Annotated in this window: 23 protein-coding genes and 1 riboswitch; of the genes, 12 read left to right on the top strand and 11 right to left on the bottom strand. The window is 61.3% G+C overall.

Translation table 11 applies throughout. The annotated features are described in order from the left end of the window. The first annotated feature begins 1 nt into the window (after nt 1). From JOE34_RS04075 to madM, 7 genes are all read left to right on the top strand, one after another. The gene (locus JOE34_RS04075) at nt 2–301 is read left to right on the top strand and encodes a malonate decarboxylase subunit delta (RefSeq protein ID WP_010420143.1); all 300 of its coding nucleotides are present in this window, start codon (nt 2–4) and stop codon (nt 299–301) included. Next, a complete protein-coding gene (locus tag JOE34_RS04070) occupies nt 294–1,145 on the top strand; it encodes a biotin-independent malonate decarboxylase subunit beta (protein WP_003316695.1) in 852 nt (283 codons plus the stop codon). Before JOE34_RS04075 ends, JOE34_RS04070 begins: the two co-directional genes overlap by 8 nt. Further along, on the top strand, nt 1,142–1,942 hold the full coding sequence (gene mdcE / locus JOE34_RS04065) for a biotin-independent malonate decarboxylase subunit gamma (protein ID WP_044312601.1): 801 nt from the start codon (nt 1,142–1,144) through the stop codon (nt 1,940–1,942). Before JOE34_RS04070 ends, mdcE begins: the two co-directional genes overlap by 4 nt. Beyond that, nucleotides 1,936–2,574 (top strand): malonate decarboxylase holo-ACP synthase, encoded by a 639-nt coding sequence (locus JOE34_RS04060; RefSeq protein WP_010420137.1) that lies wholly within the window; start codon nt 1,936–1,938, stop codon nt 2,572–2,574. The genes mdcE and JOE34_RS04060 overlap by 7 nt, the downstream gene beginning before the upstream one ends. After that, nucleotides 2,571–3,506, top strand: coding sequence for a malonate decarboxylase subunit epsilon (mdcH, locus tag JOE34_RS04055; protein ID WP_010420132.1), 936 nt, complete (start codon nt 2,571–2,573; stop codon nt 3,504–3,506). Before JOE34_RS04060 ends, mdcH begins: the two co-directional genes overlap by 4 nt. Before the next feature lie 69 nt (nt 3,507–3,575). Continuing rightward, on the top strand, nt 3,576–3,992 hold the full coding sequence (madL, locus tag JOE34_RS04050; protein WP_003366092.1) for a malonate transporter subunit MadL: 417 nt from the start codon (nt 3,576–3,578) through the stop codon (nt 3,990–3,992). A gap of 1 nt (nt 3,993) precedes the next feature. Then, nucleotides 3,994–4,758 (top strand): malonate transporter subunit MadM, encoded by a 765-nt coding sequence (gene madM, locus JOE34_RS04045; protein ID WP_003316700.1) that lies wholly within the window; start codon nt 3,994–3,996, stop codon nt 4,756–4,758. 174 nt (nt 4,759–4,932) lie between these two features. Here the strand turns inward: madM and JOE34_RS04040 are convergent, their stop codons facing one another. After that, entirely contained in the window at nt 4,933–5,859 is a 927-nt protein-coding gene (locus JOE34_RS04040) for a LysR substrate-binding domain-containing protein (protein WP_024649800.1), read from the bottom strand. Nucleotides 5,860–6,015: 156 nt separating this feature from the next. On the opposite strand from JOE34_RS04040, the gene JOE34_RS04035 reads away from it, so the two are divergent. Beyond that, complete coding sequence (locus JOE34_RS04035) at nt 6,016–6,630, top strand: hemolysin III family protein (protein ID WP_003414317.1); 615 nt, start codon at nt 6,016–6,018, stop codon at nt 6,628–6,630. A 141-nt stretch (nt 6,631–6,771) separates the two neighbouring features. On the opposite strand, the gene JOE34_RS04030 is transcribed toward JOE34_RS04035, so the two are convergent. Together JOE34_RS04030 and JOE34_RS04025 are read right to left on the bottom strand one after the other, a co-directional pair. Beyond that, nucleotides 6,772–7,491, bottom strand: coding sequence for a 16S rRNA (uracil(1498)-N(3))-methyltransferase (locus JOE34_RS04030; protein ID WP_096133752.1), 720 nt, complete (start codon nt 7,489–7,491; stop codon nt 6,772–6,774). A gap of 131 nt (nt 7,492–7,622) precedes the next feature. Further along, a complete protein-coding gene (locus JOE34_RS04025; protein WP_024649798.1) occupies nt 7,623–9,029 on the bottom strand; it encodes an adenosylmethionine--8-amino-7-oxononanoate transaminase in 1,407 nt (468 codons plus the stop codon). Between the two features lie 209 nt (nt 9,030–9,238). On the opposite strand from JOE34_RS04025, the gene JOE34_RS04020 reads away from it, so the two are divergent. From JOE34_RS04020 to JOE34_RS04010, 3 genes are all read left to right on the top strand, one after another. Continuing rightward, entirely contained in the window at nt 9,239–11,116 is a 1,878-nt protein-coding gene (locus tag JOE34_RS04020; RefSeq protein ID WP_209995123.1) for a flavin monoamine oxidase family protein, read from the top strand. A 357-nt stretch (nt 11,117–11,473) separates the two neighbouring features. After that, the gene (locus JOE34_RS04015; RefSeq protein ID WP_003316708.1) at nt 11,474–12,022 is read left to right on the top strand and encodes a cytochrome b; all 549 of its coding nucleotides are present in this window, start codon (nt 11,474–11,476) and stop codon (nt 12,020–12,022) included. Between the two features lie 27 nt (nt 12,023–12,049). Further along, complete coding sequence (locus tag JOE34_RS04010) at nt 12,050–12,628, top strand: YceI family protein (protein WP_003346342.1); 579 nt, start codon at nt 12,050–12,052, stop codon at nt 12,626–12,628. A gap of 424 nt (nt 12,629–13,052) precedes the next feature. Here JOE34_RS04010 and JOE34_RS04005 read toward each other — a convergent pair whose 3' ends face one another. The 3 genes from JOE34_RS04005 to ahcY all read right to left on the bottom strand — a co-directional run bounded on the left by JOE34_RS04005 (nt 13,053) and on the right by ahcY (nt 17,698). Next, nucleotides 13,053–14,942 carry a DEAD/DEAH box helicase gene (locus JOE34_RS04005; RefSeq protein ID WP_003316710.1) on the bottom strand — a complete coding sequence of 630 codons (1,890 nt, stop codon included), beginning with the start codon at nt 14,940–14,942 and terminating at the stop codon, nt 13,053–13,055. A 311-nt stretch (nt 14,943–15,253) separates the two neighbouring features. Next, entirely contained in the window at nt 15,254–16,099 is an 846-nt protein-coding gene (metF, locus tag JOE34_RS04000) for a methylenetetrahydrofolate reductase [NAD(P)H] (RefSeq protein ID WP_003346344.1), read from the bottom strand. Between the two features lie 189 nt (nt 16,100–16,288). Next, nucleotides 16,289–17,698, bottom strand: a complete 1,410-nt coding sequence (gene ahcY, locus JOE34_RS03995) for an adenosylhomocysteinase (RefSeq protein WP_003392259.1) — start codon at nt 17,696–17,698, stop codon at nt 16,289–16,291. Between the two features lie 23 nt (nt 17,699–17,721). Then, nucleotides 17,722–17,832, bottom strand: a riboswitch (S-adenosyl-L-homocysteine riboswitch). 220 nt (nt 17,833–18,052) lie between these two features. Between ahcY and JOE34_RS03990 the strand changes: the two genes are divergently transcribed. Beyond that, nucleotides 18,053–18,448, top strand: a complete 396-nt coding sequence (locus JOE34_RS03990) for a hotdog domain-containing protein (RefSeq protein ID WP_003316713.1) — start codon at nt 18,053–18,055, stop codon at nt 18,446–18,448. Nucleotides 18,449–18,568: 120 nt separating this feature from the next. Here JOE34_RS03990 and otnI read toward each other — a convergent pair whose 3' ends face one another. The 5 genes from otnI to ltnD all read right to left on the bottom strand — a co-directional run bounded on the left by otnI (nt 18,569) and on the right by ltnD (nt 23,814). Continuing rightward, a complete protein-coding gene (gene otnI, locus JOE34_RS03985; RefSeq protein ID WP_010420065.1) occupies nt 18,569–19,354 on the bottom strand; it encodes a 2-oxo-tetronate isomerase in 786 nt (261 codons plus the stop codon). 22 nt (nt 19,355–19,376) lie between these two features. Further along, entirely contained in the window at nt 19,377–20,834 is a 1,458-nt protein-coding gene (locus JOE34_RS03980; protein WP_003316715.1) for an SLC13 family permease, read from the bottom strand. A gap of 136 nt (nt 20,835–20,970) precedes the next feature. Continuing rightward, nucleotides 20,971–21,609, bottom strand: a complete 639-nt coding sequence (locus tag JOE34_RS03975) for an aldolase (protein WP_004414685.1) — start codon at nt 21,607–21,609, stop codon at nt 20,971–20,973. Continuing rightward, nucleotides 21,609–22,898 (bottom strand): 3-oxo-tetronate kinase, encoded by a 1,290-nt coding sequence (gene otnK, locus JOE34_RS03970; protein ID WP_004414687.1) that lies wholly within the window; start codon nt 22,896–22,898, stop codon nt 21,609–21,611. Before otnK ends, JOE34_RS03975 begins: the two co-directional genes overlap by 1 nt. A 10-nt stretch (nt 22,899–22,908) precedes the next feature. After that, complete coding sequence (gene ltnD / locus JOE34_RS03965; protein ID WP_010420045.1) at nt 22,909–23,814, bottom strand: L-threonate dehydrogenase; 906 nt, start codon at nt 23,812–23,814, stop codon at nt 22,909–22,911. Between the last annotated feature and the right edge of the window lie 174 nt (nt 23,815–23,988).

The raw sequence follows: 23,988 nt of genomic DNA, 5'->3' as shown, positions 1-23,988 counted from the left end.
AATGGAAACCCTGTCTTTTGAATTTCCTGCCGGAGAGCCGCCCAAGGGCCGTGCGCTGGTGGGTGTGGTGGGCTCCGGTGATCTGGAGGTGCTGCTGGAACCCGGCAAACCGGGCACCTTGTCGATTCAGGTGGTGACGTCGGTCAACGGTGCCGCGCTGCGCTGGCAGCACCTGTTCGAGCGCATGTTCGACGGTCAGACCCCGCCTGCGCTGAGCATCGATATTCATGACTTCGGCGCGACGCCCGGCGTCGTGCGTTTGCGCCTGGAGCAAGGCTTCGAGGAGATCGGTCATGACTGATAACGCACGTTTGCTGAATCAGCACAGTTTCATCGAACTGGGTGCCCGAGCGCGCGCCCGCGCCTTGCTGGATGCTGGCAGCTTCCGCGAATTGCTCGGTCCGTTCGATCGGGTCATGTCGCCGTGGCTGGCCATGCAGGGCGTGGTGCCCCAGGCGGATGATGGCGTGGTGGTCGCCAAAGGCTCTGTCGATGGTCGGCCAGTGGTCATCGCTGCCATCGAAGGCTCGTTTCAGGGCGGCAGCATGGGCGAAGTCGGCGGCGCAAAGATGGCCGGCGCGTTGGAACTGGCCGCCGAAGACAACCGCAACGGCATTCCTACCGCCGCGATCGTGCTATTGGAAACCGGTGGTGTGCGTCTGCAGGAAGCCAATCTGGGCCTGGCGGCGATTGCCGAGATTCATGCCGCGATAGTCGACCTGCGTCAGTACCAGCCAGTGATTGGCGTGGTGGCCGGCAGCGTCGGCTGCTTTGGCGGGATGTCCATCGCCGCAGGGCTGTGCAGCTACCTGCTGGTGACTCAGGAAGCGCGTCTGGGCCTGAACGGTCCGCAGGTGATCGAGCAGGAAGCCGGCATCGAAGAGTACGACTCCCGCGACCGCCCGTTCATCTGGAGCCTGACCGGTGGCGAGCAACGCTTTGCCAGCGCTCTGGTGGATGGTTTTGCTGCCGATGATGTCGCCGATGTCCGCCAGCAGGTCAGCGGCTGGCTAAAGCAGGGTATGCCCGACACGCATCGCAGCAGTCAGTACCCACTGTTCCTGCAACGCCTGGCCAGCCTCGACACTGAGCCGCAAATCGATCCGCAAAGCGTGCGCACCCTCTACCAAGGAGCCCGGTCATGAGTCTTTCACAGCGGGGTTTGAACTGGTTCAACGCCTTGAGCGCTGGCGCCCGTGAAGTCGCTGGCCTGCCTGCCTCACTCAAGGTGGCCGATGGTTTTCTCGGCGAGCAGGCGGTGCGTTTCGTTGCAGTGATTGCCGATACCGACAACCGCTTTCCCCGGGCGCGTCAGGGCGAAGTCGGTCTGCTGGAAGGCTGGGGCCTGGCCAAGGCGGTGGACGAGGCCATCGAGCAGGATCGTGACCGCGCCGCAAAGCGCGCGCTGATTGCCATCGTCGACGTCCCGAGCCAGGCCTACGGGCGTCGCGAGGAAGCGCTCGGTATCCATCAGGCATTGGCCGGGGCCGTGGACAGTTACGCACGAGCACGTCTGGCCGGGCACCCGGTGATCGGCCTGCTGGTCGGCAAAGCGATGTCCGGCGCATTCCTGGCCCACGGCTATCAGGCCAATCGATTGATCGCGCTGCGTGATCCCGGCGTGATGGTGCATGCGATGGGCAAGGCCTCGGCAGCCCGCGTAACCCTGCGCAGCGTCGAGGATCTGGAAAAGCTCGCCGCCAGCATCCCGCCGATGGCTTACGACATCGACAGCTACGCCAGTCTCGGTCTGCTCTGGGAAACCCTGGCGGTCAGCCAGATCGAACAGCCCGCTGCGGATGATCTCACCCAGGTGCTCGATGTGCTGAGCAGGGCGATCAAGGACGTGCAGGCCCGTGGCGTCGATCTGAGCAGCCGCCTGGGCGCGAGCAACCGTGCGGCGTCGACCAATGTGCGCCAGTTGCTGCGCGCGCAATGGTGATCAGCAACACTGGCGCAGTGCAGCCCCATGATTTGTTGTGGGGCATGCCGCTGACTGCGTTGCCGGATGATGCGCCCAAATGGGCGGTCGACGCCGTGCTTGCAGGGCACCCGGTGGTGGTCCGGCGTCAGGCAATGCCCGTCGGTCAGGTGGCCGTGGGCTTGCGCGGTCGTGGTCGGGAGCAGCGCTATGCCGCGAGCATGCCGTTGGCCGATGTCTGCCGAAGGGTCATGCCCGAGCAGTTGATCGACGCCCCGACCGAGCGCCATCAGCATTGGCCGGCGTTGCATGCTTTGCGCCAGATCCGTCCAGTCATGGAGGCGCTGGAGCTGGACTGGGGCGTCGGCGGCAGTGCCGGATTCGAGCTGGCCAGCGGTATTGCAGCGTTGCATCAGGACAGCGATCTGGATCTGATTCTGCGCACCCCTGGGCGCCTGAATCGCCGCTGTGCCGCCGAGCTGGTCGAGGCGCTGGAAACCTCGGTCTGTCGGGTCGACGTCCAGCTGCAACTCGAGCAGGGTGCCGTGGCGCTGCGTGAGTGGGCACGGCCAACGGGGCGCGTGCTGCTCAAGACCGCCACCGGCGCGCGGCTGGTTGCAGACCCATGGCACTTGGGTCAGGTGTGCGCATGAGCAGCCTGTGGGTATTTCCCGGCCAGGGCGCGCAACAGGCCTGCATGCTGCATCAGTTACCGGACGATGCTGCGGTGCGCGACTGCCTGCAGGAAGCCGCAGATGCGCTGGGCGAAGACGTGCTTGCGCTGGACACCGCCGAGGCACTGCAAGCCACCCGTGCCGTTCAGCTTTGCCTGCTGATCGCTGGCGTCGCATGCGCGCGCGTGCTGCAGGCGCGTGATTGTGTGCCGGACTACCTGGCAGGGCTGTCCATCGGCGCTTATCCGGCAGCGGTGATTTCAGGCGCGCTGGCCTTTGAAGACGCCGTGCGCCTGGTCGCGCTGCGTGGCGAGCTGATGCAAAGCGCCTGGCCGCAGGGTTACGGCATGACCGCGCTCATCGGTCTGGAGCAGACGCAGGTAGAAGCGCTGATCGCGCAGGTACACAGCGCGAAGACGCCGGTATTTCTCGCCAACATCAACGCCGACAACCAGATGGTGATCTCCGGCAGTGCCGAGGCGATGCATCAGGTCGGTCAGTTGGCCAAGGCCGCCGGCGCGGCAGCGGTCAAGCGTCTTGCGGTCAGCGTGCCGTCGCATTGCGCCTTGCTGGACGCTCCCGCGCAGCAACTGGCCGAGGCGTTTTCGAGCGTTGCGCTGCGGGCACCCGCGATACGTTACCTGAGCGGCAGCACGGCGCGACCTGTGTTGAATGCCGAGAAGCTGCGTGACGACCTGGCGTTCAACATGTGCCGGGTCATCGACTGGCGCAGCACCGTGGAAACCGCCTGGGAGCGGGGCGTGCGCCTGCACATCGAATTGCCGCCCGGCAGTGTGCTGACCGGGCTGGCGCGCAAGGTATTCCAGCAAGGCACGGCGCTGGCTTTTCAGGCTGCGCGTCTGGACAGCCTGGTCGCGCTGTCGCGCGAGGAGGGTCGCCGCACCCCATAAAGCCGCCGTGCAGCTGCTACGAAGGACAAAAACAACAACTTCAGCAATGCAAACAGAGGAATAACAACAATGATTATCTACGGTGTTGCACTACTGGCCATCTGCACGCTTGCGGGCGTGATTCTCGGCGACATGCTCGGCGTTCTACTGGGCGTGAAATCCAACGTGGGAGGGGTCGGGATCGCCATGATCCTGTTGATCTGCGCACGCCTGTGGATGGAAAAACACGGCGGCATGAGCAAGGACTGCGAAATGGGCGTGGGTTTCTGGGGCGCGCTATACATTCCGGTCGTCGTGGCGATGGCCGCACAACAAAACGTTGTCACCGCGCTCAAGGGCGGGCCGGTGGCGGTACTGGCCGCTGTGGGTTCGGTGGTGCTGTGTGCCTGCACCATCGCAGTGATCAGCCGCACCAATCGCGGTGAGCCGTTACCCAAGGAAGAGCCGCTGCTGACGCCTGAAATCGCCCCGGCCGGAGGTCGCTGATATGTGGGACCTCATCGAGAAGGGACTTGAACACAACGGCCTGATCACCGCTTTCGCTTTCGTCGGCATCATCATGTGGGTCTCGGTGGTGCTTTCCAGACGCCTGACGTTTGGCCGGGTGCATGGTTCGGCCATTGCGATTGTCATCGGGCTGATTCTGGCCTGGGTCGGCGGCACCTTGACCGGCGGCCAGAAAGGGCTGGCGGATATCACGCTGTTCTCGGGCATAGGCCTGATGGGCGGGGCGATGCTGCGTGACTTTGCCATCGTTGCCACTGCTTTCGAAGTGCAGGCCACCGAAGCGCGCAAGGCCGGACTGATCGGTGTGATTGCCTTGCTGTTGGGCACGATTCTGCCGTTTATCGTCGGCGCGAGCATTGCCTGGGTATTCGGTTATCGGGACGCGATCAGCATGACCACCATCGGTGCCGGGGCAGTAACCTACATTGTCGGCCCGGTGACCGGTGCTGCGCTGGGTGCCACCTCCGATGTGATGGCGCTATCGATTGCCACCGGCCTGATCAAGGCAATTCTGGTGATGGTCGGCACGCCCATGGCGGCGCGCTGGATGGGGCTGGACAATCCGCGCTCGGCGATGGTTTTCGGTGGTCTGGCGGGTACTGTCAGTGGCGTTACCGCAGGGCTGGCGGCAACCGACCGGCGTCTGGTGCCCTATGGCGCGCTGACCGCTACGTTCCACACCGGTCTGGGCTGCCTGCTCGGGCCATCGGTGCTGTACTTCATCGTGCGCGCCATCGTCGGCTAGGCTCTGTACTAAAAGTGGCTGCGCTCGGTGATGTTTCGTTAAAAACAGGCTCGGATGCGAGTCCAATCGGAATGCTCATTTACAACACGTAGAGTCGAACGCGACCCCGGCCGTTCCTCGCCTGTTTTTGCCTCGCCTGACCTTCGCTCGCCGACTTTTCGTACAGAGCCAAGGTCAGGTCGTCTGTTCCAGCAGCCGGTTGGTGTACATCCGGCACTCGGCCAACAGCGCGAGCAGGTTGGGATCGCGCTGTTTGGACTTGAGAAAAACAATGCCGATGTGTTGCTGCATCCGGTAGCGGCTCTGCAACGGGATCAGGCGCACGCGGTTCTCATAGACCGCGGCGATTCTCCCCGGCAGCAGTGCGTAGCCGACGCCGGAGCTGACCATGCTCAGCAGGGTGAAGATGTCATTGACCTGCATCGCCACCTTGGGCTCGAAACCGGCCTGCTGGAACACCCGGATCCCGTCGCGGTGCGTGGCGAAGCCTTGGGTCAGGGTGATGAAGGTCGCTTCGCGCAGGTCGCCCAGGTCCACTTCAGGGTGTTCGGCGAACGGTGAGTCGGTGGGGACGGCGAGAAAGATGTCATCGGAAAACAGCGCCAGGTGCTCGCAGTCCGGGTCATGGGTGCTTTCATCCAGCGACACCAGCATCGCATCGACTTCCATGTTCTTGAGCTTGTAGAGCAGGTCCATGTTCGAGCCCAGAATCAGGTCGATATTCAGCTCGCTGCGGCGGATCTTCAGGCCCATGATCAACTGCGGCACCGTCTTGACCGTCAGCGAATACAACGCCCCCAGGCGAAACCGCGCCGCTGAGAAGCCTGCCGCCTGACGGGTCAGCTCTACCGTGGCGAGCACATCCTGGACCAGTTTCTGTGCACGTTCTTCCAGCACATACGCGCTTTCGAGCGGCGTCAGGTTGCGTCCCTCATGTTTGAACAACGGGCAACGCAGCGCGCTTTCCAGCGAGTGAATGGCGCGGTGTACGCTGACGTTACTGGTCTGCAACTCCTCCGCCGCCCGCGCCAGATTGCCGGTGCGCATGAAGGCCAGGAATATTTCCAGTTTCTTGAGCGTCAGTTCGTCATCGATCTGCATGTCGTGGCGCTTATGGTTGAGGTGCGCTGATTGTGCACAACTCATGCGTCGATAGCTGCTTAAAATATCCGTCACTGACACGGGTGTTGCGGTTTGTTTCAATAACCCGGAGTCTCTGTTTCCAGTGTTTTCGCCATTGAGAGGGGTATTGAGCGGATGTACTACGGAGAAAAATTCAACGCCTGGTCGCACCTGGTTGGCGCCGTACTGGCGGCCGTCGGTGCGATCTGGTTATTGGTCATGGCGTGTCTGCATGGTGATGTCTGGAAAGTGGTCAGCATGGCCATTTATGGAGTGTGTCTGGTGACGCTGTACAGCGTCTCGACGGTCTACCACAGCGTCAAGGGACGCTCGAAATCGATCATGCAGAAGGTCGATCATTTTTCGATCTACCTGATGATTGCCGGCAGCTACACCCCGTTCTGTCTGGTGACATTACGCGGCGCGTGGGGCTGGACCCTGTTCGGAATTGTCTGGGGGCTGGCGCTGATCGGCATCCTGCAAGAGATAAAACCGCGCTCCGAAGCGCGCATCATGTCCATAGTGATCTACGCGGTGATGGGATGGATCGTGCTGGTGGCCGTCAAGCCGCTGCTGGCTGCGCTCGGTGTATCGGGTTTCATCTGGCTGGCCGGAGGCGGCGTGCTGTACACCGTCGGCATCCTGTTCTTCGCCTACGACCAGATCCGCCACTTTCACGGCATCTGGCACCTGTTCGTCATCGGCGGCAGTTTGATGCACTTCGTGGCGATTTGTTTTTATGTGCTGTGAGGAGGGGCGGTCGGGACCTGACACCCGTTACCACGCTCCAGCGTTCTGCGTTATACGTAAGTCTGCTTCTGATTCTGGCCGAAGCCCATCAGGACTTGTGTATAACGATGAGCGCATGAGCGTGGGGACCATCATCAGCGATCAGAAATCGCCCCACAACTGCTGCGCCACGCTGAGCGCGACCACGGGAGCGGTTTCAGTGCGCAGCACGCGCGGGCCGAGGCGCGCGGCGTGGAAGCCGGCGTCTTGCGCCTGAGCGACTTCCGCATCGTTCAGACCGCCTTCCGGACCAATCAGAAAGGCCAGGCTGGCGGGCTTGTCGTGGCTGGTCAGGGGGGCGGCCACCGGGTGCAGGACCAGTTTCAGGTCGGCCTCGGTGTGCTTGATCCACTCGGCCAGCGGCATCGGCGCATGAATCACCGGCACCACGGAGCGACCACATTGCTCACAGGCGCTGATCGCGATCTGCTGCCAGTGCGCCTGACGCTTCTCGGCACGTTCGTCTTTCAGGCGCACCTCGCAGCGTTCGCTGACAATCGGCGTGATTTCGCTGACGCCCAGTTCGGTGGCCTTTTGAATGGCCCAGTCCATCCGCTCGCCGCGCGACAGGCCTTGACCGAGATGAATACGCAGGCCTGACTCTACCTGGCCCGCGAAGCTTTCAGTGAGCTGCACATGCACGCGCTTCTTGCCGACTTCCAGCAAGGTGCCGCGAAACTCCTGACCCGAACCGTCGAACAGTTGCAGCGCGTCACCTTCGGTCATGCGCAGCACGCGGCTGATGTAATGCGCCTGGGCCTCAGGCAGTTCATGCTCGCCCAGACTCAGCGGCGTTTCAGTAAAAAAGCGCGACAGTCTCATGGTGTGTCTCGGTTCCAGTATTCGTTTTGGGATGACGCCGTCACCCGGCTCGCTCCCGCATGTGCAGCCAGGCCCCTGTAGGAGCGGAGTTGTCCGCGAAGGCGTCAGTCATGACGCCGCAATTTCCAGCCTTAACCCGGATCCCTGAAATCCGGATGAAAGTTCTCGCGCACGGCAACACTGACACTGCTGCGTGTCGCGATATCAATACCTTCGCTGGCTACCTCGGCGAGGAAGTCGATCTGCTCCGGCGTAATCACATACGGCGGCAGGAAATACACCACACTGCCCAGCGGCCGCAGCAGTGCGCCACGCTCCAGTGCGTGCTGGAAGACTTTCATGCCGCGGCGTTCCTGCCACGGGTAGGCGGTCTTGGTGGCCTTGTCCTGAACCATTTCAATGGCGATGGCCATGCCGGTCTGACGCACCTCCGCGACATGGGGATGATCGACCAGATGCGCAGTGGCCGTCGCCATGCGTTGCGCCAAAGCCTTGTTGTTTTCGATGACGTTGTCCTGCTCGAAGATATCCAGGGTCGCCAGCGCCGCCGCACAGGCCAGCGGGTTGCCGGTGTAACTGTGCGAGTGCAGGAACGCACGCAGGGTCGGGTAGTCGTCGTAGAACGCGTCGTATACATCATCGGTGGTCAGGCAGGCGGCCAGCGGCAGGTAGCCACCGGTCAACGCTTTGGACAGGCAAAGGAAGTCCGGACGAATGCCGGCCTGTTCGCAGGCGAACATGGTCCCGGTACGGCCGAAACCGACAGCGATTTCATCGTGGATCAAGTGCACGCCATAGCGGTCGCAGGCGTCGCGCAGAAGCTTGAGGTAGATCGGGTGATACATGCGCATGCCGCCTGCACCCTGGATCAGCGGTTCGACGATCACTGCCGCAACGCTGGCGTGGTGTTCGGCGAGGGTCTGCTCCATGGCGGCGAACATGTTGCGCGAATGCTCTTCCCAGCTCATGCCGTCCGGGCGGTGGTAGCAATCGGGGCTCGGCACCTTGATGGTGTCGAGCAGCAGCGCCTTGTAGGTTTCGGTGAACAGCGGCACGTCACCGACCGACATCGCCGCCATGGTCTCGCCGTGGTAGCTGTTGGTGAGGGTGACGAAGCGTTTCTTGTCCGGCTGGCCGCGATTGAGCCAGTAATGAAAGCTCATTTTCAGCGCGACTTCGATGCAAGACGAGCCGTTATCGGCGTAGAAGCAGCGGGTCAGGCCCTCGGGCGTGAGTTTGACCAGCCGCTCGGACAGCTCGATCACCGGCTGATGGCTGAAACCGGCGAGGATCACGTGCTCCAGCTGGTCGACCTGATCCTTGATGCGCTGATTGATGCGCGGGTTGGCGTGTCCGAAAACGTTGACCCACCAGGAGCTGACAGCGTCCAGATAACGCTTGCCCTCGAAGTCTTCAAGCCATACGCCTTCACCGCGCTTGATCGGTATCAACGGCAGATTTTCGTGGTCTTTCATCTGGGTGCAGGGGTGCCACAGGACCTTCAGGTCACGTTGCATCCACTGGTCATTGAGGCCCATTTTCAATCTCCGGGTAGCGACTCGCCTGATGCGAGGACGAACAATCGCGCAAGCCTATGCAATGCCCGGCTGCGGAACAACCTTTGATGCAGTTTTAACGGTCGATGGACATTGCTGGCGGCTATTTGATGGCTCGCGTATCCTGCGCAGCGAGTCGATGTGTCGGGCTGACTTGCCCTATCTTCCCTATGTTTTCTGGAGTTCGCCGAATGCTTTCTGGTTGGCTGCGCGCGTGTGCGCTGATAGTGGCAGGGTTGGTCAGCGTTTCGACGCTCGCCGATGAAAAACAACGAACCGCCATTGTCGTCGGTGGTGGTCTGGCAGGTTTGACTGCCGCCTATGAACTGCAGGCCAAAGGCTGGCAGGTGACGGTGCTGGAAGCCAAGCCGAGCCTTGGCGGACGCTCCGGTCTGGCGACCAGCGAGTGGATCGGCAACACCAAGGCTCAGCCTGTGCTGAACCGCTATCTGGACAGCTTCAAGCTGTCTACCGTGCCTGCGCCTGAATTTGTGCGCACGCCCAGTTACCTGATCGACGGTGTGTACTTCACCCAAGCTGACCTGGCCGTCAAGCAGCCGGCGACCGCCGAAGCCATCAAGCGCTACAACGATACGCTGGATAACCTCGCGCGTTCAGTTGACGACCCGGAAAACCCGGCGTCCAACAGCACGCTGTTTGCGCTCGACCAGATCAACGTTGCCAACTGGCTGGACCGCCTGAACCTGCCTGTCACTGCGCGTCAGTTAATCAATCAGCAGATCCGTACCCGCTACGACGAGCCTTCGCGCCTGTCGCTGCTGTACCTCGCCCAGCAATCGCGGGTGTATCGCTCGGTCGACGAGCGTGACTTGCGTGCTGCGCGCCTGCCCGGTGGCAGTGCGGTGCTGACCCAGGCGTTCGTCAAGCAACTCAAGACCGTCAAGACCAACTCGCCGGTGACGGCAGTCATTCAGGAGAAGGACAAGGTCACCGTCAAGGCTGGCGCCACCAGCTACACAGCAGACTATGTAGTGATGGCCGTGCCATTGCGTTCGCTGGGCAAGATCCAGATGACGCCTGCACTGGACGCGCAGCACATGGGCGCGATCAAGAGCACCAACTATGGCTGGCGCGACCAGATCATGCTCAAGTTCAAGACTCCGGTCTGGGACAGCAAGGCGCGCATGTCCGGTGAAGTGTTCAGTAACACCGGTCTGGGCATGTTGTGGGTAGAGCCGGCGCTTAAAGGTGGCGCCAACGTGGTGATCAACCTGTCTGGCGACAACGCACGCATCATGCAGGCCTTCGGTGACAAGCAGATGGTCGATCAGGTGCTGATCCGTCTGCATGCGTTCTACCCTGAGGCACGCGGCGCCTACACCGGCTATGAAATCCGCCGTTACAGCGTCGATCCTTCCACCGGCGGTTCTTACCTGGCGTTCGGTCCCGGCCAGATCAGCAAATACTGGCGCTTGTGGGAACGGCCGATCCTGCGCGTAGCTTTTGCTGGCGAGCACACCGACACCTTGTACCCCGGCACTCTGGAAGGCGCCCTGCGCAGCGGTCAGCGTGCAGCCGGTCAGGTGCAGGATCTGGCCGCTGGCAAGTCGTTCGAGCCGGTCAAGGTTGCACCGCCGAAAGCACCGGCCCCTGCTTCGCAGAAGTCCGAAGGCAATTTCTTCAGTAACCTGTTCGGCGGTTCCTCCGACAAACCGGCTGAACCTGCCAAGCCGCAGGCTGGCAAGCCAGGTTTCTTCTCGCGCATGTTCGGTGGCGGTGAAGAACCGGCCCCGGCACCTGCTCCGGTAGAGAAAGCTGTAGAGCCTGCTCCAGCGCCTGCACCGGCTGCCCCTCCGGCACCCCCCGTGGGTGCGCCGGTTGTCCAGCCTGCCAAACCTCCGGTAAAAGCCGAGCCAGCGAAGAAGCCGGCGACCAAGGCTGAGCCTGCGAAGAAAGTGCAAAGCAAGGAAGCGGCTAGGAAAGAAGCGGCTAAAAAAGAGGCTGCGAAGAAGGAAGCGGCCAAAAAAGAGGCCGCGAAAAAGGCTCAGAGCAAACCGGCGCCAGCCAAGTCCCCTGCTGAAGCAGCGCCTGCAGACGCCAATAACTGACCGTCCGATGGCTGACTGAAAGGGATGCGGTTCATACCGCATCCCTTTTTTTATGCGCGCTCGATTCGTTCTATCCCTGTGGGTAGACCTTGTCGGGCCTGATCGTGCCGTTCATCGGTATCGAAAGGCCGATGGTCATTGCAAAGTGTTACTGACGGCAAATTATCGGGATGCTGCTGCAGCGCGGACAGCCTGACACCGCTGAACAGAGGTTCAGGTGTTGAGGGAAGCAACAGAATCGAGGTACGAACTGCCCACCAGACCTATCGTATTGTTCGATGCGTCCGAGCGAAATTTTGCGCTTTCATTCGATAGATAAAAAGCTAGTCTGGTAACACTTCTGACAAGGTACTGGTAATGCAGCTACGTAATTCATCCTCTCGCTACGGTCTGGTCAGCATAGTGCTGCACTGGGGTGTGGCAGCTGTCGTGTTTGGAATGTTTGCGCTGGGGCTGTGGATGGTTGGGCTGGATTACTACGACACGTGGCGCAAGGCGGGTCCTGATCTGCACAAGAGCATCGGCATCACGTTGTTTGCGGTCATGTTGATCCGCGTGGTCTGGCGTCTGCTCAGTCCGCCACCGCCGCCGTTGACCAGCTACAGTAAGTTGACGCGCATCGGTGCCGCATTCGGCCATCTGTTTTTGTACGTCGCACTGTTTGCCGTGATGTTCGCCGGGTATCTCATTTCCACCGCCGATGGCGTGGGGATTCCGATATTCGGCCTGTTCGATGTGCCCGCGCTGGTTTCGGGCCTTCCTGATCAGGCAGAAACGGCTGGCTGGATTCACCTGTATCTGGCCTGGGTCATCGTGATATTCGCGGGGCTCCATGGTCTTGCTGCATTGAAACACCACTTCATCGATCGCGATGTGACCCTCAAGCGTATGCTGGGTCGTAATTGATTGTTCAACCAAAACGGGAATAAACGCATGTTGAAGAAGTCTCTCGCCGCTCTGGCTCTGGGTACCGCATTGTTGTCTGCTGGCCAGGCCATGGCTGCCGACTACGTTATCGACAAGGAAGGTCAACACGCATTCGTTGACTTCAAGATCAGCCACCTGGGTTACAGCTTCATCCACGGTACCTTCAAGGACTGGGACGGCACGTTCAGCTTCGATGCTGCCAAGCCTGAAGCCAGTAAAATCAATGTCGATCTGAAAACCGCCAGCCTGTTCACCAACCACGCTGAGCGCGACAAACACATCTCCAGCAAAGACTTCCTGGACGTTGCCAAATACCCTGAGGCCAAATTCGTTTCCACCGCAGTCAAATCGACTGGCGAGAAAACGGCTGACGTCACTGGCGACCTGACCCTGCACGGCGTGACCAAGCCAATCGTCATCAAGGCAACCTTCAACGGCGAAGGCAAGGATCCATGGGGCGGCTACCGTGCCGGCTTCAACGGTACTTCGACGCTGAACCTGAACGACTTCGGCATCAAAGGCCCAGGCCCGACGTCGCAGACGCTGGATCTGGACATCAGCTTCGAAGGCGTACAGAAGAAGTAATTGCACGCTTGATCGACAGAACGCCGACCCTTGGGTCGGCGTTTTTGTTGGTGCTGCCCAGGATCGAACGCGGAGCGTCCAGGGCTGCGCTACTACGCGGAGCGCTTATCTTCATATACAAGCCCTGAAAAGCTCGGAGGACGGCGCTTTCAGGTTTCTGCCCGCAGGGCGTGGGAGCGGACCGGGCGACGCTTCGCTTGTTCGCGAAAGGGCCTGTATATTCACCGAAAATGCATCGTCTGAGCTGAAGCCTTCGCGAACAATGCGGATCGCCGCCCCGGTCGCTCCTACGGCCTTCGGCCAGAATCAAAAACAGATTTACGTATACGCAGAGTGCGGGAGCGATCATCTCGCACGACGATCATCGATACAACAAACAAAAACGCCCCGAGCAAGTCGGGGCGTTTTTAGTGTTGCGTGGCTATCAGCTGTCGCGATTGCGGGTCAGCAGGGCCGGTTTTTCACCGCGTGGACGGCTTGGCAACTGGTCCAGTTGCTCGGCAGAAGGGAAGCGGTCGATCTTGGATTCCTTGTGCACGATCTTCGGCTGAGGCTGGCCGTCGCGGGGGGCGCGTGCGACTGGCTCCTGACCTTCACGTGGCAAGGGTTGCTCTTCACGTGCCGGGCGACGGCCACGTGGCTGACCATCACGCGAGCGGGGCGCCGATGAACCCGAGCCGTTGCGCTTTGGCGCGCCACTGCCCGAGCCGTTGCGAGCGCCACCGGCAGGGCGACCCGGATTGGCCGGGCGAGCAGCGCCGCCAGCGGCCGGTGCGGCTGCGCCAGGCGCGGCAGCAGGGCGACGACCACGGTTCTGGCCTTTGCCCTGATAAGGACTGACGTAGTCCGCGCGGTTGCCAAAGTTGTCTACTTCATCATCACGGAACTCGTCAGGGGCACGATCGGCTGCCGGACGCGGTGTGGCGGGTTGCGATGCACGCTGTTCGCTGCGAGGCGTGCCCTCACGAGGTTTTTTTTCGCGTGGCTGCCTTGCAGGGCGTTCGCCAGTGGCGGAGGCAGCAGCAGGTTTTTCCTTGCCTTTATCCTTGCCCTTGTCGCGACGACCACCGTTGTTCTTGTCGCCATCGCCACGTGCAGGACGTGCGCCACGCGAGTTGCGAACATCCGGACGCTCACGCACTTCAGGCTTCTCAGCCTCGACTGCAGTGATGTCGAAGCCCATCAGGTCGCCGTCGGCGATCTTCTGCTTGGTCATGCGCTCGATGCTTTTGAGCAGCTTCTCTTCGTCCGGCGCAACCAGCGAAATGGCTTCGCCGGAGCGACCGGCACGGCCGGTACGACCGATACGGTGAACGTAGTCTTCGTCGACGTTGGGCAGCTCGAAGTTGACGACATGCGGCAACTGATCGATATCCAGGCCGCGTGCGGCGATATCGGTCGCGACCATGATGCGTACATCGCCTGCCTTGAAGTCGGCCAGCGCCTTGGTCCGGGCGTTCTGGCTCTTGTTGCCGTGGATCGCGACAGCCGCAAGGCCGTGCTTGTCCAGGTACTCGGCCAGACGGTTGGCGCCGTGCTTGGTGCGGGTGAAGACCAGCACCTGTTCCCAGGCACCGACGGTAATCAGGTGCGCCAGCAGCGAACGTTTGTGGTTGGCTGCCAGGCGGAAAACCCGTTGCTCGATGCGCTCGACCGTGGTGTTCGGCGGCGTGACTTCGATGCGCTCTGGGTTGTGCAGCAGCTTGCCGGCCAACGACGTGATGTCATTGGAGAAGGTAGCCGAGAACAGCAGGTTCTGGCGCTTGGCCGGCAGCCGCGCGAGAACCTTCTTGACGTCATGCACGAAGCCCATGTCGAGCATCCGGTCTGCTTCATCGAGCACCAGGATTTCGACGTGGGAGAGGTCGACACTGCCTTGACCGGCCAGGTCGAGCAGGCGGCCAGGGCAGGCCACCAGGACGTCCACACCACGGGACATGGCCTGAACCTGCGGGTTCATGCCGACGCCGCCGAAGATGCAGGCGCTGACGAACTTCAGGTCGCGGGCATAGAGCTTGAAGCTCTCGTGCACCTGTGCGGCCAGTTCGCGGGTCGGGGTCAGGACCAGAACGCGTGGTTGACGCGGGCCGTGACGCTGGGATTTGTCCGGAACACCATTGGGAAACAGCCGCTCCAGAATAGGGAGGGCGAAACCACCGGTTTTACCAGTACCGGTCTGTGCCGCAACCATCAGGTCGCGACCTTGCAACACGGCGGGAATGGCCCGCTGTTGCACGGGGGTAGGCTGGGTATAGCCCGCTGCCTCGATGGCGCGGACTAAAGCCTCGGAGAGACCGAGGGAAGCAAAGGACATGAGTAATCCTGTTCTGTTGGAGCTTTAGCTCAAGGGATGTCTTGCCTGGCGCGAATGGCGTGTAAAGACAACGCGATCCCGTCCGGTCCTGCCGGGTCTTCAGTGCATTCCGTGACGTCTGCGCTTGATGAAAATTGCGCTGTTGGCGTGAACGGATGACGATTTCAAGACCGGGCGTCCGGGCGTAAGCCTGGCGGGAAGGCTGGAGTATAACAGAGCGAGCGCAATACGCCGCTTTCCTGCTGCCCAACGGTGTATGAGGCCGCGATCCCCCGGAAACGGCCGGTTGGATCGCGGTGCCGCAGCCGTTTTCAGCGCGGCAGTTGCAGGTTGTTCCACACCGCCAGGCTCGGTTCTGCCTGGTTCAGCGTGTAGAAGTGCAGGCCAGGGGCGCCGCCTTGCAGCAGTCGTTCGCACATCTGCGTGATGACTTCTTCGCCGAACGCCTGGATGCTTTGCACGTCATCGCCGTAGGCTTCCAGCTGTTTACGGATCCAGCGCGGGATCTCTGCACCGCAGGCGTCCGAGAAGCGCGCCAGCTTGCTGTAATTGGTGATCGGCATGATGCCCGGCACGATCGGAATGCTGACGCCCATCTTCTCGACACGCTCGACGAAGTTGAAATAGCTGTCGGCGTTGAAGAAGTACTGAGTGATCGCACTGTCGGCGCCGGCATTGGCCTTGTTGACGAAGTGCTTGAGGTCGTCTTCGAAATTGCGCGCCTGCGGATGCATTTCCGGGTAGGCGGCGACTTCGATGTGGAAGTGGCTGCCGCTTTCCTGGCGAATGAAGCTCACCAGGTCATTGGCGTGACGCAGCTCACCGCTGGCCATGCCCATGCCGGAAGGCAGGTCGCCGCGCAGTGCCACGATGCGTTTGATGCCCGCATCCTTGTACTGCGCCAACAGGTTGCGCAGGTCGTCCTTGCTGTCGCCCACGCAGGACAAATGCGGCGCAGCAGGGACTTTGATCTCGTTTTCCAGCTGTAGCACGGTATTGAGCGTGCGGTCGCGGGTCGAGCCACCGGCACCATAGGTGCAGGAGAAAAAATCGGGGTTGTACGTAGCGAGCTGACGAGCAACGGTCAGCAGCTTTTCATGTCCAGCGTCGGTCTTGGTAGGAAAGAACTCGAAGCTGAAGCGGCGTTCTTGAGACATGGGGGAGGAGGCCTCCAGCTCTTAGCTGCAAGCTACAAGCTGCAAGAGGGCTGTATGCCTGGCTCCGCAGCCTCATGCTTACCGCTCACGGCTGTGTAATAACGATAAAGAAACGAGCGTCAAGCTCAAGCTGCAAACAAGAGAAATGCACTTGCTTGCAGCTTGAAGCTTATCGCTTGCAGCTATCTATCAATAGCGATAAGCGTCTGGCTTGAACGGACCTTCGACGGTCACGCCGATGTAATCGGCCTGGGTCTTGGTCAGCTTGGTCACCACGCCACCGAAGCCGCGGACCATTTCCAGGGCCACTTCTTCGTCGAGTTTCTTCGGCAGTACTTCAACGGTCAGACGCTCGGCTTTCTTGGCCGGTGCCAAGTCGGCGTACTTCTGCTCGAAGAGGAAGATCTGCGCCAGAACCTGGTTGGCGAACGAGCCATCCATGATGCGGCTTGGGTGGCCAGTGGCGTTACCCAGGTTTACCAGACGGCCTTCGGCCAGCAGGATCAGGTAGTCGTCGTTCTGTGCGTCGAACGAGCCTGGGCCGGTACGATGGATCTTGTGAACCTGTGGCTTCACTTCTTCCCACGCCCAGTTCTTGCGCATGAAAGCAGTGTCGATTTCGTTGTCGAAGTGACCGATGTTGCACACCACAGCACGCTTTTTCAGCGCCTTGAGCATGTTGGAGTCGCAAACGTTGACGTTACCGGTGGTGGTCACGATCAGATCGATCTTGCCCAGCAGGGCCTTGTCGATGCTCGCTTCGGTGCCGTCGTTTTCACCGTCGATGAACGGCGAGACCAGCTCGAAACCGTCCATGCAGGCCTGCATGGCGCAGATCGGGTCGACTTCGGTCACTTTGACGATCATGCCTTCCTGACGCAGGGACTGAGCCGAGCCCTTGCCCACGTCACCATAGCCGATCACCAGCGCCTGCTTGCCGGACAGCAAGTGGTCGGTGCCGCGCTTGATGGCGTCGTTCAGGCTGTGACGGCAGCCGTACTTGTTGTCGTTCTTGCTCTTGGTCACCGAGTCGTTGACGTTGATGGCCGGGATTTTCAGCTCGCCCTTGGCCAGCATGTCCAGCAGGCGGTGCACGCCAGTGGTGGTTTCTTCGGTGACGCCGTGGATCTTGTCCAGCATCGCCGGGTATTTCTTGTGGATGATCTCGGTCAGGTCGCCGCCGTCGTCGAGGATCATGTTGGCGTCCCATGGCTGGCCATCCTTGAGGATGGTCTGCTCGATGCACCACTCGTACTCTTCTTCGGTTTCGCCTTTCCAGGCGAACACAGGAATGCCGGCAGCAGCGATGGCCGCAGCAGCCTGGTCCTGAGTGGAGAAAATGTTGCACGACGACCAGCGAACTTCGGCACCGAGGGCAACCAGGGTTTCGATCAGTACGGCGGTCTGAATGGTCATGTGGATGCAGCCGAGAATCTTCGCGCCTTTCAGCGGCTGATCACCGGCGTATTTGCGACGCAGACCCATCAGGGCAGGCATTTCGGATTCGGCGATGATGGTTTCGCGGCGGCCCCAGGCAGCCAGGGAAATATCGGCAACCTTGTAGTCATTGAATTCTGCGGGCGTCATTACAGCACTCATTGAGAGTCTCCATTCCATAAAAATGCGAATGGGCGCCGTTGTGCGTTTAAGGTTTGCCGGTCGAGGATCGTCCTGGCAAACAACGCCCCATCCGAGCCTGACAGGGAAAACCTGCTGCAGCGCCCCTCGGACAGGTGGCGGGAACGGTATCAAGCGTAGATGACCGTTTTGAAACGTTTGGCAGTATAGCGGTGCTCGCGATTCTACCCAAGGCTTTCTGTCGGTTTAAAGGCCATCCAATTACCATCTTTCTGTAATAGGGTCGATGCACAGTCGCTATGACGCAGGCATGGGCGCGGGTCGCCAGGTCTGCCATCATGCAGCTATCCATCGGCCAGACGCTCAGGAGTGACTATGAATTTCCACACCCGCAAGTGGGTAAAGCCCGAAGACCTCAACCCCAACGGCACATTGTTCGGCGGTAGCCTGCTGCGCTGGATCGATGAAGAGGCGGCGATCTACGCGATTGTTCAACTGGGTAATCAGCGGGTGGTCACCAAGTACATCTCTGAAATCAACTTCGTCAGTGCCTCGCGTCAGGGCGACATCATCGAACTGGGCATCACCGCCACGGATTTCGGTCGCACCTCGATCACCCTCAAATGCCAGGTGCGCAACAAGATCACCCGCAAAAGCATTTTGACCGTCGACAAGATCGTCTTCGTCAACCTCGACGAAGACGGCCAGCCTGCGCCGCATGGCCGGACTGAAATCCGCTACATCAAGGACCAGTTCGACGTAGAGGACTGACGCTCAGGTCGCTGAACATCGGACGCATAGCGTCCGACACGACCGTTACAGAATGATCGTTCCTCACGCTCTGCGTGAGAATGCCGTTCACGACGCTCCGCGTCGTCCATCCCGCGGGTTTCAGCCCCTGGCCTCCAACTCGCGCAACCACGCCAGACCCGCGCTGGTATCGCCCTTCGGGCGATATTCGCAACCGATCCAGCCGCTGTAGCCCAGTTCGTCGATGACGTTGAACAGGTGCTCGTAGTTCAGTTCGCCCAGGTCGGGCTCATGGCGATCCGGTACCCCGGCGATCTGAATATGACCAATGCCTGCAAAGTCACGACGCAGCTTGCTGGTCAGGTCGCCTTCGACGATCTGGCAGTGGTAGCAGTCGAACTGCACTTTCAGGTTGTCGGCACCCACCAGCTTGCAGATGTCCTGTGCCTGATCCTGACGGTTGAGGAAGAAGCCCGGCATGTCGCGGGTGTTGATCGGCTCGATGAGAATGGTGACGCCTGCGCCCTTGGCTTGCTCAGCCGCGAACGCCAGGTTTTCCAGGTAGACCGCCTGATGACGCTCACGCAAGCTTTCATTGGGCAGCAGGCCGGCCATGACGTGCACACGGTCATTGCCCAGCACCTGCGCATATTCCAGCGCCCGCTCGATACCGCTGCGAAATTCCGTTTCGCGGCCCGGCAGCGTGGCAATGCCTCGCTCGCCTGCCTCCCAGTCGCCCGGCGGAGCGTTGAACAGCGCCTGCACCAGACCGTTGTCGCTCAGGCGCTGCTTGAGTTCCTGAGTGCTGTAGGCGTAAGGGAACAGATACTCGACCGCGCCGAAACCATCGGCAGCGGCTGCGGCAAAGCGCTCAAGAAAATCATGCTGCGGGTACAGCATGCTGAGGTTGGCGGCAAAACGAGGCATGTTAACTCCAGTCTTCAAAAGGTCAGACGAATGGCCAAAGCAGCAGGGTGATCACGAAGCCCAGTGTGCCAAGCAGCGTGACCAGTACAGTCCAGGTGCGCAAGCCGTCGGCGACGTTGAGGCCCGCCAGCTTGGTGAACATCCAGTAACCGGCATCGTTGATGTGCGACATGGCCAGACCGCCACCGCCCATGGCCAGACACAGCAGGGCCAGGTGGTTGGCGCTCAGGTCCAGCGTGGCGATCAGCGGGCTGAGAATGCCTGCGGTGGTGACCAGTGCAACGGTGGTCGAGCCCTGAACGGCGCGCAGCAGCAGGGTCAACAGGAAGCCCAGCGCGAGTACCGGCAGACCGGTGTTGCGCAGCGCCTCGGAGACCACGGCACCAATGCCGGTGTCGACCAGCACCTTGCCGAATACGCCACCGGCGCCGGCAATCAGGATCACCATCGCGACACCCGGCAAGGCCGAGCCGATTACATCGGACACCTGAGTGCGGCTCCAGCCGCGACGCGAGCCCAGCAGCCATGCGCACAGCAGGGTATCGATCAGCAGCGCAACCAGAGGCGCGCCCAGCACGGTCAGCACCGCGCGCAGCGTGGAAGTGTCCGGCAACATGGCGGTGGCCAGCGTGCCCATCAGAATCAGCACGATCGGCAGCAGGATCAGCGCGATGATCAGTCCGAAACCCGGTGCGGGCGCGGGCGGCAGCTTGCTTGCCAGGCTGCTGGCGCTCTCTTCGACGCCCATTGTTCGGGTTTCGGTCGCTTCGCGCACAGCGGAATAATCGTTGCGCGCCCAGGCTTCCAGATCTTCGTTGGTCACATGCGGGCCATAGACTTCGGCACGGATGTCATCGGTCATCGGGTAAGTCTTGCGGGTCATGCGCCCCGCGACGAAGTAGCCGATCATGCACAGCACGGCAACGATCGGAATGCCCAGCATCAGCACCCGGCCCAAGTCCGCGCCCAACTGGCTGGCGGCGGCGACAGCGCCAGGGTGCGGCGGCAGAAACGCATGCACGGCGAGCAGTGCGGCGCACATTGGCAGCGCGAAAATCAGCAGCGGCTTGCGTGCCGCACGTGCGACACCGTAGGCCAGCGGCATGAGGATGATCACGCCGACCTCGAAGAACACCGGAATACCGACCATGAAGCCGGCAACGGTCAGCGCCAGAGGCGTGCGCCTGTTGCCGAAGCGGTTGATCAGGGTCTTGGCCAGCGCTTCGGCCCCGCCGGACAGCTCGATGATGCGCCCGATCATTGCGCCCAAGGCGATGATGATCGCGATATGGCCGAGCGTCTTGCCCATGCCGCCTTCGATGGTGGCAACCAGGTCGGCCGGTTTAACGCCGGCGACCAGCGCCACGATAATGCTGACCAGCATCAGGGCGACAAAGGGCTGGAATTTGTACTTGAGCACCAGAAACAACAGCAGTGCGATGCCCGCACCGGCCACGACCATCAACATGAGCGGCGTCATGCCCGTGCACTCCGGTCAATAGCGGTAAAGGCTGACAACGAAACAGCGGGGTAGGGGTGAGTCATGCTCTCGATTCCTGTTGTTATTGTTGTTCGACCGGGAGGCGCAATGCACTCCCCCGATCACCGTGTGTTCGTTACCACCTGGCGCCGAACACCTGACGCAGCTCTTCAAGCGCCGCCGGGTCCAGCGGTGCAGGTTTGGGGCTGCTCATCAGCCACAGGCGGGCAGTCTCTTCCAGCTCTTCCAGGGCATAGCAAGCCTTGGCCACCGAGCTTTCCCAGACCACCGGACCGAGGCGCTCGAGCATCACGCCGCGCACGCTGTTGGCCAGTTCCGCCACACGCTCGGCGACTTTCGGCGAGCCCGGACGTTCGTAAGGGATCAAGGGGATGTGCCCAACCTTCATGACCTGATACGGCGTCAGTGGCGGAAGAATGTCGTCTTCCTGCCACACCCCGGCCAGGGTCAAGGCGACCAGATGCGTCGAGTGCGTGTGCACCACGCCGCCGACCTGCGGGTTGCGGTCGTAGACTTCGCGGTGCAGGGCCAGGGTCTTGGACGGCTTGCTGCCGGACACCCATTCACCGGCCAGATTGACCTTGGCAATATCGGCCGGGTCCATGCGGCCCAGGCAGGCGTCGGTCGGGGTAATCAGCCAGCCGTCGTCGAGTCGTGCGCTGATGTTGCCGGCGCTGCCAACCGTATAGCCACGGCCATACAGCAAACGGCCGACGTCGCAGATTTCCTGACGCAGTGCGTTTTCATCAATCATCAGGCAGCCCCCGCCAGTTGCTTGAGCGCCTTGGTGAAGAAGTCGCGCGCACCGAAGTTGCCGGATTTGAGGGCCAGGGCCAGCGGTTGTGCGCCGCTGCTCACCGTGGCCGGAACGCCCGGATCGATCTGTGCGCCGATTTGCAGCAACTGCACGCCCAGTGCCTGAACTACGGCACCGGAGGTTTCGCCACCGGCCACCACGAAACGGCGTACGCCTGCGTCCAGCAGCCCTTTGGCGATTTCACCAAGTGCGGCTTCGACCATGGCCCCGGAGCGTTCGACGCCCAGTTCTTTCTGCACGGCTTTGACTTCGTCCGGGGTGCTGGTGGCGTAGATCAATACGGTCTGCCCGGCATCTTTGGCGAAGGCCAGCGCCTGCTCGACCACTGGCTTGCCAGCGGCCAGGTCCAGCGGATTGATGCGCAGCGCAGGGCGATCAGCTTCCAGCCAGGCCGCAACCTGACCATTGGTGGCGACCGATGCGCTACCCGCCAGTACCACTTCGCCGCCACTGATGGCGACCTGTTTGGCGGCATCGATATCGCGCAGCTTGCCCGCTTTGCGGAAGTTGCCCGGCAGGCCCAGCGCCAGCCCCGAGCCACCGGTCAGCAGCGGCAAGTCGGCGCAGGCTTCGCCCAAGGTGTACAAATCCGCATCCGACAGGGCATCGGCAATTGCCATGCTCACACCTTCGGCGCGCAGCTCGGCAATTCTGTTACGCACGCCTTCGACGCCCTGGGCAATGCTGTCATAGCGCAACAGGCCGACCTTGTGGCGGGTCTGCGCTTGCAGCACACGCACCAGATTGGCATCGGTCATGGGCGTCAGCGGGTGGTTCTGCATGCCCGATTCGCTGAGCAGCTGGTCCTGCACGAACAGGTGACCACGGAAGATCGTGCGGCCGTTTTCCGGGAAGGCCGGGCAGGCGAGGGTGAAATCGCTGCCCAGTTGCTCCAGCAGTGCTTCGCTGACCTGGCCGATGTTGCCCGCGGCAGTGGAATCGAAGGTCGAGCAGTATTTGAAGAAGATCTGCTCGCAGCCGCGCTCGCGCAGCCATTCCAGAGCCGCCAGGGATTCAGCCACCGCGTCGGCGCTGGGCGTGGTACGCGATTTCAGCGCGATGACAATCGCGTCAGCGTCCAGACCAGCAGCCATCTCGGCGCTGGGTATGCCAATGCTTTGCACGGTGCGCATGCCGCCCCGCACCAGCATGTTGGCCAGGTCGGTGGCGCCGGTGAAGTCATCGGCAATGCAGCCCAGCAGCGGGCGAGCGTTATTCAGGCTCATCAGTCGCTCCTCAGGCTTTTTCTGGCTTGGCTTTCGGCAACTCGATGCCCGGGAAAATCTTGATCACGGCCGAGTCATCCTCGCGACCGAAGCCGGCGCTGGACGCCTGCATGAACATCTGGTGCGCGGTGGCCGAGAGTGGCAGCGGGAATTTGCTGCTGCGTGCGGTATCCAGCACCAGGCCGAGGTCTTTGACGAAGATGTCCACGGCCGACAGCGGCGTGTAATCGGCATTGAGGATGTGCGGCACGCGGTTCTCGAACATCCACGAGTTACCGGCACTGTTGGTGATCACTTCATACAGCGCGTCAGCGTCGACACCTTCGCGCAGGCCGAGGGCCATGGCTTCGGCGCTGGCTGCGATGTGTACGCCAGCGAGAAGCTGATTGATGATTTTGACTTTCGAGCCCAGACCGTGGACGTCGCCCAGGCGATAGACCTTGCCGGCCATGCCGTTGAGGATGGCTTCTGCCTTGACGTAGGACTCGGCCGGGCCGGAGGTCATCATGGTCATTTGGCCAGCGGCAGCCTTGGCGGCACCGCCGGAGATAGGCGCATCAAGGTACAGCAGGTTCTGTGCGGCCAGACGCTCGCCCAGTTCGACGGCGAAAGTGGGCGCGACGGTGGCGCAACCGATGACCAGGCAGCCCGGACGCAGCGCGGCAATGGCGCCGTTCTCGCCAAACAGCACGGTTTCGGTCTGCTCGGCGTTGACCACAACGGTGATGATCACATCGCAGGCAGCGGCCATGCTGGCCGGAGAATCACAGGCAACCCCGCCTTCCTGGGCGAATGCTTCGGTCACGCTGGTGCGCACATCACAGGCATGCACAGTGAAGCCGCTACGCAGCAACGAGCGGGCAATGCCCAGACCCATCGCACCCAGGCCGATAACGCCAACGTTCTTGCCAGTCATGCAGTAATCCTCGAAGTCAGTGCCGATGCCTGTGAAGCTGGCATTCGGACGTTATTGTTCTGATCTGTGAATCGGATAGTGAATCAATGAGTAAATAATGTGAAGTATTTTTATTTTTCACAAAATTTAACATCGATAGGCTTTTTCCATCGCGCACAAAAAAGCCCCTGTGCG

The organism is Pseudomonas sp. PvP028 (genome assembly GCF_017832255.1).
GTDB lineage: Bacteria > Pseudomonadota > Gammaproteobacteria > Pseudomonadales > Pseudomonadaceae > Aquipseudomonas > Aquipseudomonas syringae.
Note: the sequence above shows the minus strand (reverse complement) of the source record. Positions and strands in the feature narration are given on the sequence as shown.

What these genes read in the sequence shown, in the direction of transcription:
- JOE34_RS04075 (WP_010420143.1), top strand. Translation starts at nt 2, where the DNA reads ATGGAAACCCTGTCTTTTGAATTTCCTGCCGGAGAGCCGCCCAAGGGC.
- JOE34_RS04070 (WP_003316695.1), top strand. Translation starts at nt 294, where the DNA reads ATGACTGATAACGCACGTTTGCTGAATCAGCACAGTTTCATCGAACTG.
- mdcE (WP_044312601.1), top strand. Translation starts at nt 1,142, where the DNA reads ATGAGTCTTTCACAGCGGGGTTTGAACTGGTTCAACGCCTTGAGCGCT.
- JOE34_RS04060 (WP_010420137.1), top strand. Translation starts at nt 1,936, where the DNA reads ATGGTGATCAGCAACACTGGCGCAGTGCAGCCCCATGATTTGTTGTGG.
- mdcH (WP_010420132.1), top strand. Translation starts at nt 2,571, where the DNA reads ATGAGCAGCCTGTGGGTATTTCCCGGCCAGGGCGCGCAACAGGCCTGC.
- madL (WP_003366092.1), top strand. Translation starts at nt 3,576, where the DNA reads ATGATTATCTACGGTGTTGCACTACTGGCCATCTGCACGCTTGCGGGC.
- madM (WP_003316700.1), top strand. Translation starts at nt 3,994, where the DNA reads ATGTGGGACCTCATCGAGAAGGGACTTGAACACAACGGCCTGATCACC.
- JOE34_RS04040 (WP_024649800.1), bottom strand. Translation starts at nt 5,859, where the DNA reads ATGCAGATCGATGACGAACTGACGCTCAAGAAACTGGAAATATTCCTG.
- JOE34_RS04035 (WP_003414317.1), top strand. Translation starts at nt 6,016, where the DNA reads ATGTACTACGGAGAAAAATTCAACGCCTGGTCGCACCTGGTTGGCGCC.
- JOE34_RS04030 (WP_096133752.1), bottom strand. Translation starts at nt 7,491, where the DNA reads ATGAGACTGTCGCGCTTTTTTACTGAAACGCCGCTGAGTCTGGGCGAG.
- JOE34_RS04025 (WP_024649798.1), bottom strand. Translation starts at nt 9,029, where the DNA reads ATGGGCCTCAATGACCAGTGGATGCAACGTGACCTGAAGGTCCTGTGG.
- JOE34_RS04020 (WP_209995123.1), top strand. Translation starts at nt 9,239, where the DNA reads ATGCTTTCTGGTTGGCTGCGCGCGTGTGCGCTGATAGTGGCAGGGTTG.
- JOE34_RS04015 (WP_003316708.1), top strand. Translation starts at nt 11,474, where the DNA reads ATGCAGCTACGTAATTCATCCTCTCGCTACGGTCTGGTCAGCATAGTG.
- JOE34_RS04010 (WP_003346342.1), top strand. Translation starts at nt 12,050, where the DNA reads ATGTTGAAGAAGTCTCTCGCCGCTCTGGCTCTGGGTACCGCATTGTTG.
- JOE34_RS04005 (WP_003316710.1), bottom strand. Translation starts at nt 14,942, where the DNA reads ATGTCCTTTGCTTCCCTCGGTCTCTCCGAGGCTTTAGTCCGCGCCATC.
- metF (WP_003346344.1), bottom strand. Translation starts at nt 16,099, where the DNA reads ATGTCTCAAGAACGCCGCTTCAGCTTCGAGTTCTTTCCTACCAAGACC.
- ahcY (WP_003392259.1), bottom strand. Translation starts at nt 17,698, where the DNA reads ATGAGTGCTGTAATGACGCCCGCAGAATTCAATGACTACAAGGTTGCC.
- JOE34_RS03990 (WP_003316713.1), top strand. Translation starts at nt 18,053, where the DNA reads ATGAATTTCCACACCCGCAAGTGGGTAAAGCCCGAAGACCTCAACCCC.
- otnI (WP_010420065.1), bottom strand. Translation starts at nt 19,354, where the DNA reads ATGCCTCGTTTTGCCGCCAACCTCAGCATGCTGTACCCGCAGCATGAT.
- JOE34_RS03980 (WP_003316715.1), bottom strand. Translation starts at nt 20,834, where the DNA reads ATGACGCCGCTCATGTTGATGGTCGTGGCCGGTGCGGGCATCGCACTG.
- JOE34_RS03975 (WP_004414685.1), bottom strand. Translation starts at nt 21,609, where the DNA reads ATGATTGATGAAAACGCACTGCGTCAGGAAATCTGCGACGTCGGCCGT.
- otnK (WP_004414687.1), bottom strand. Translation starts at nt 22,898, where the DNA reads ATGAGCCTGAATAACGCTCGCCCGCTGCTGGGCTGCATTGCCGATGAC.
- ltnD (WP_010420045.1), bottom strand. Translation starts at nt 23,814, where the DNA reads ATGACTGGCAAGAACGTTGGCGTTATCGGCCTGGGTGCGATGGGTCTG.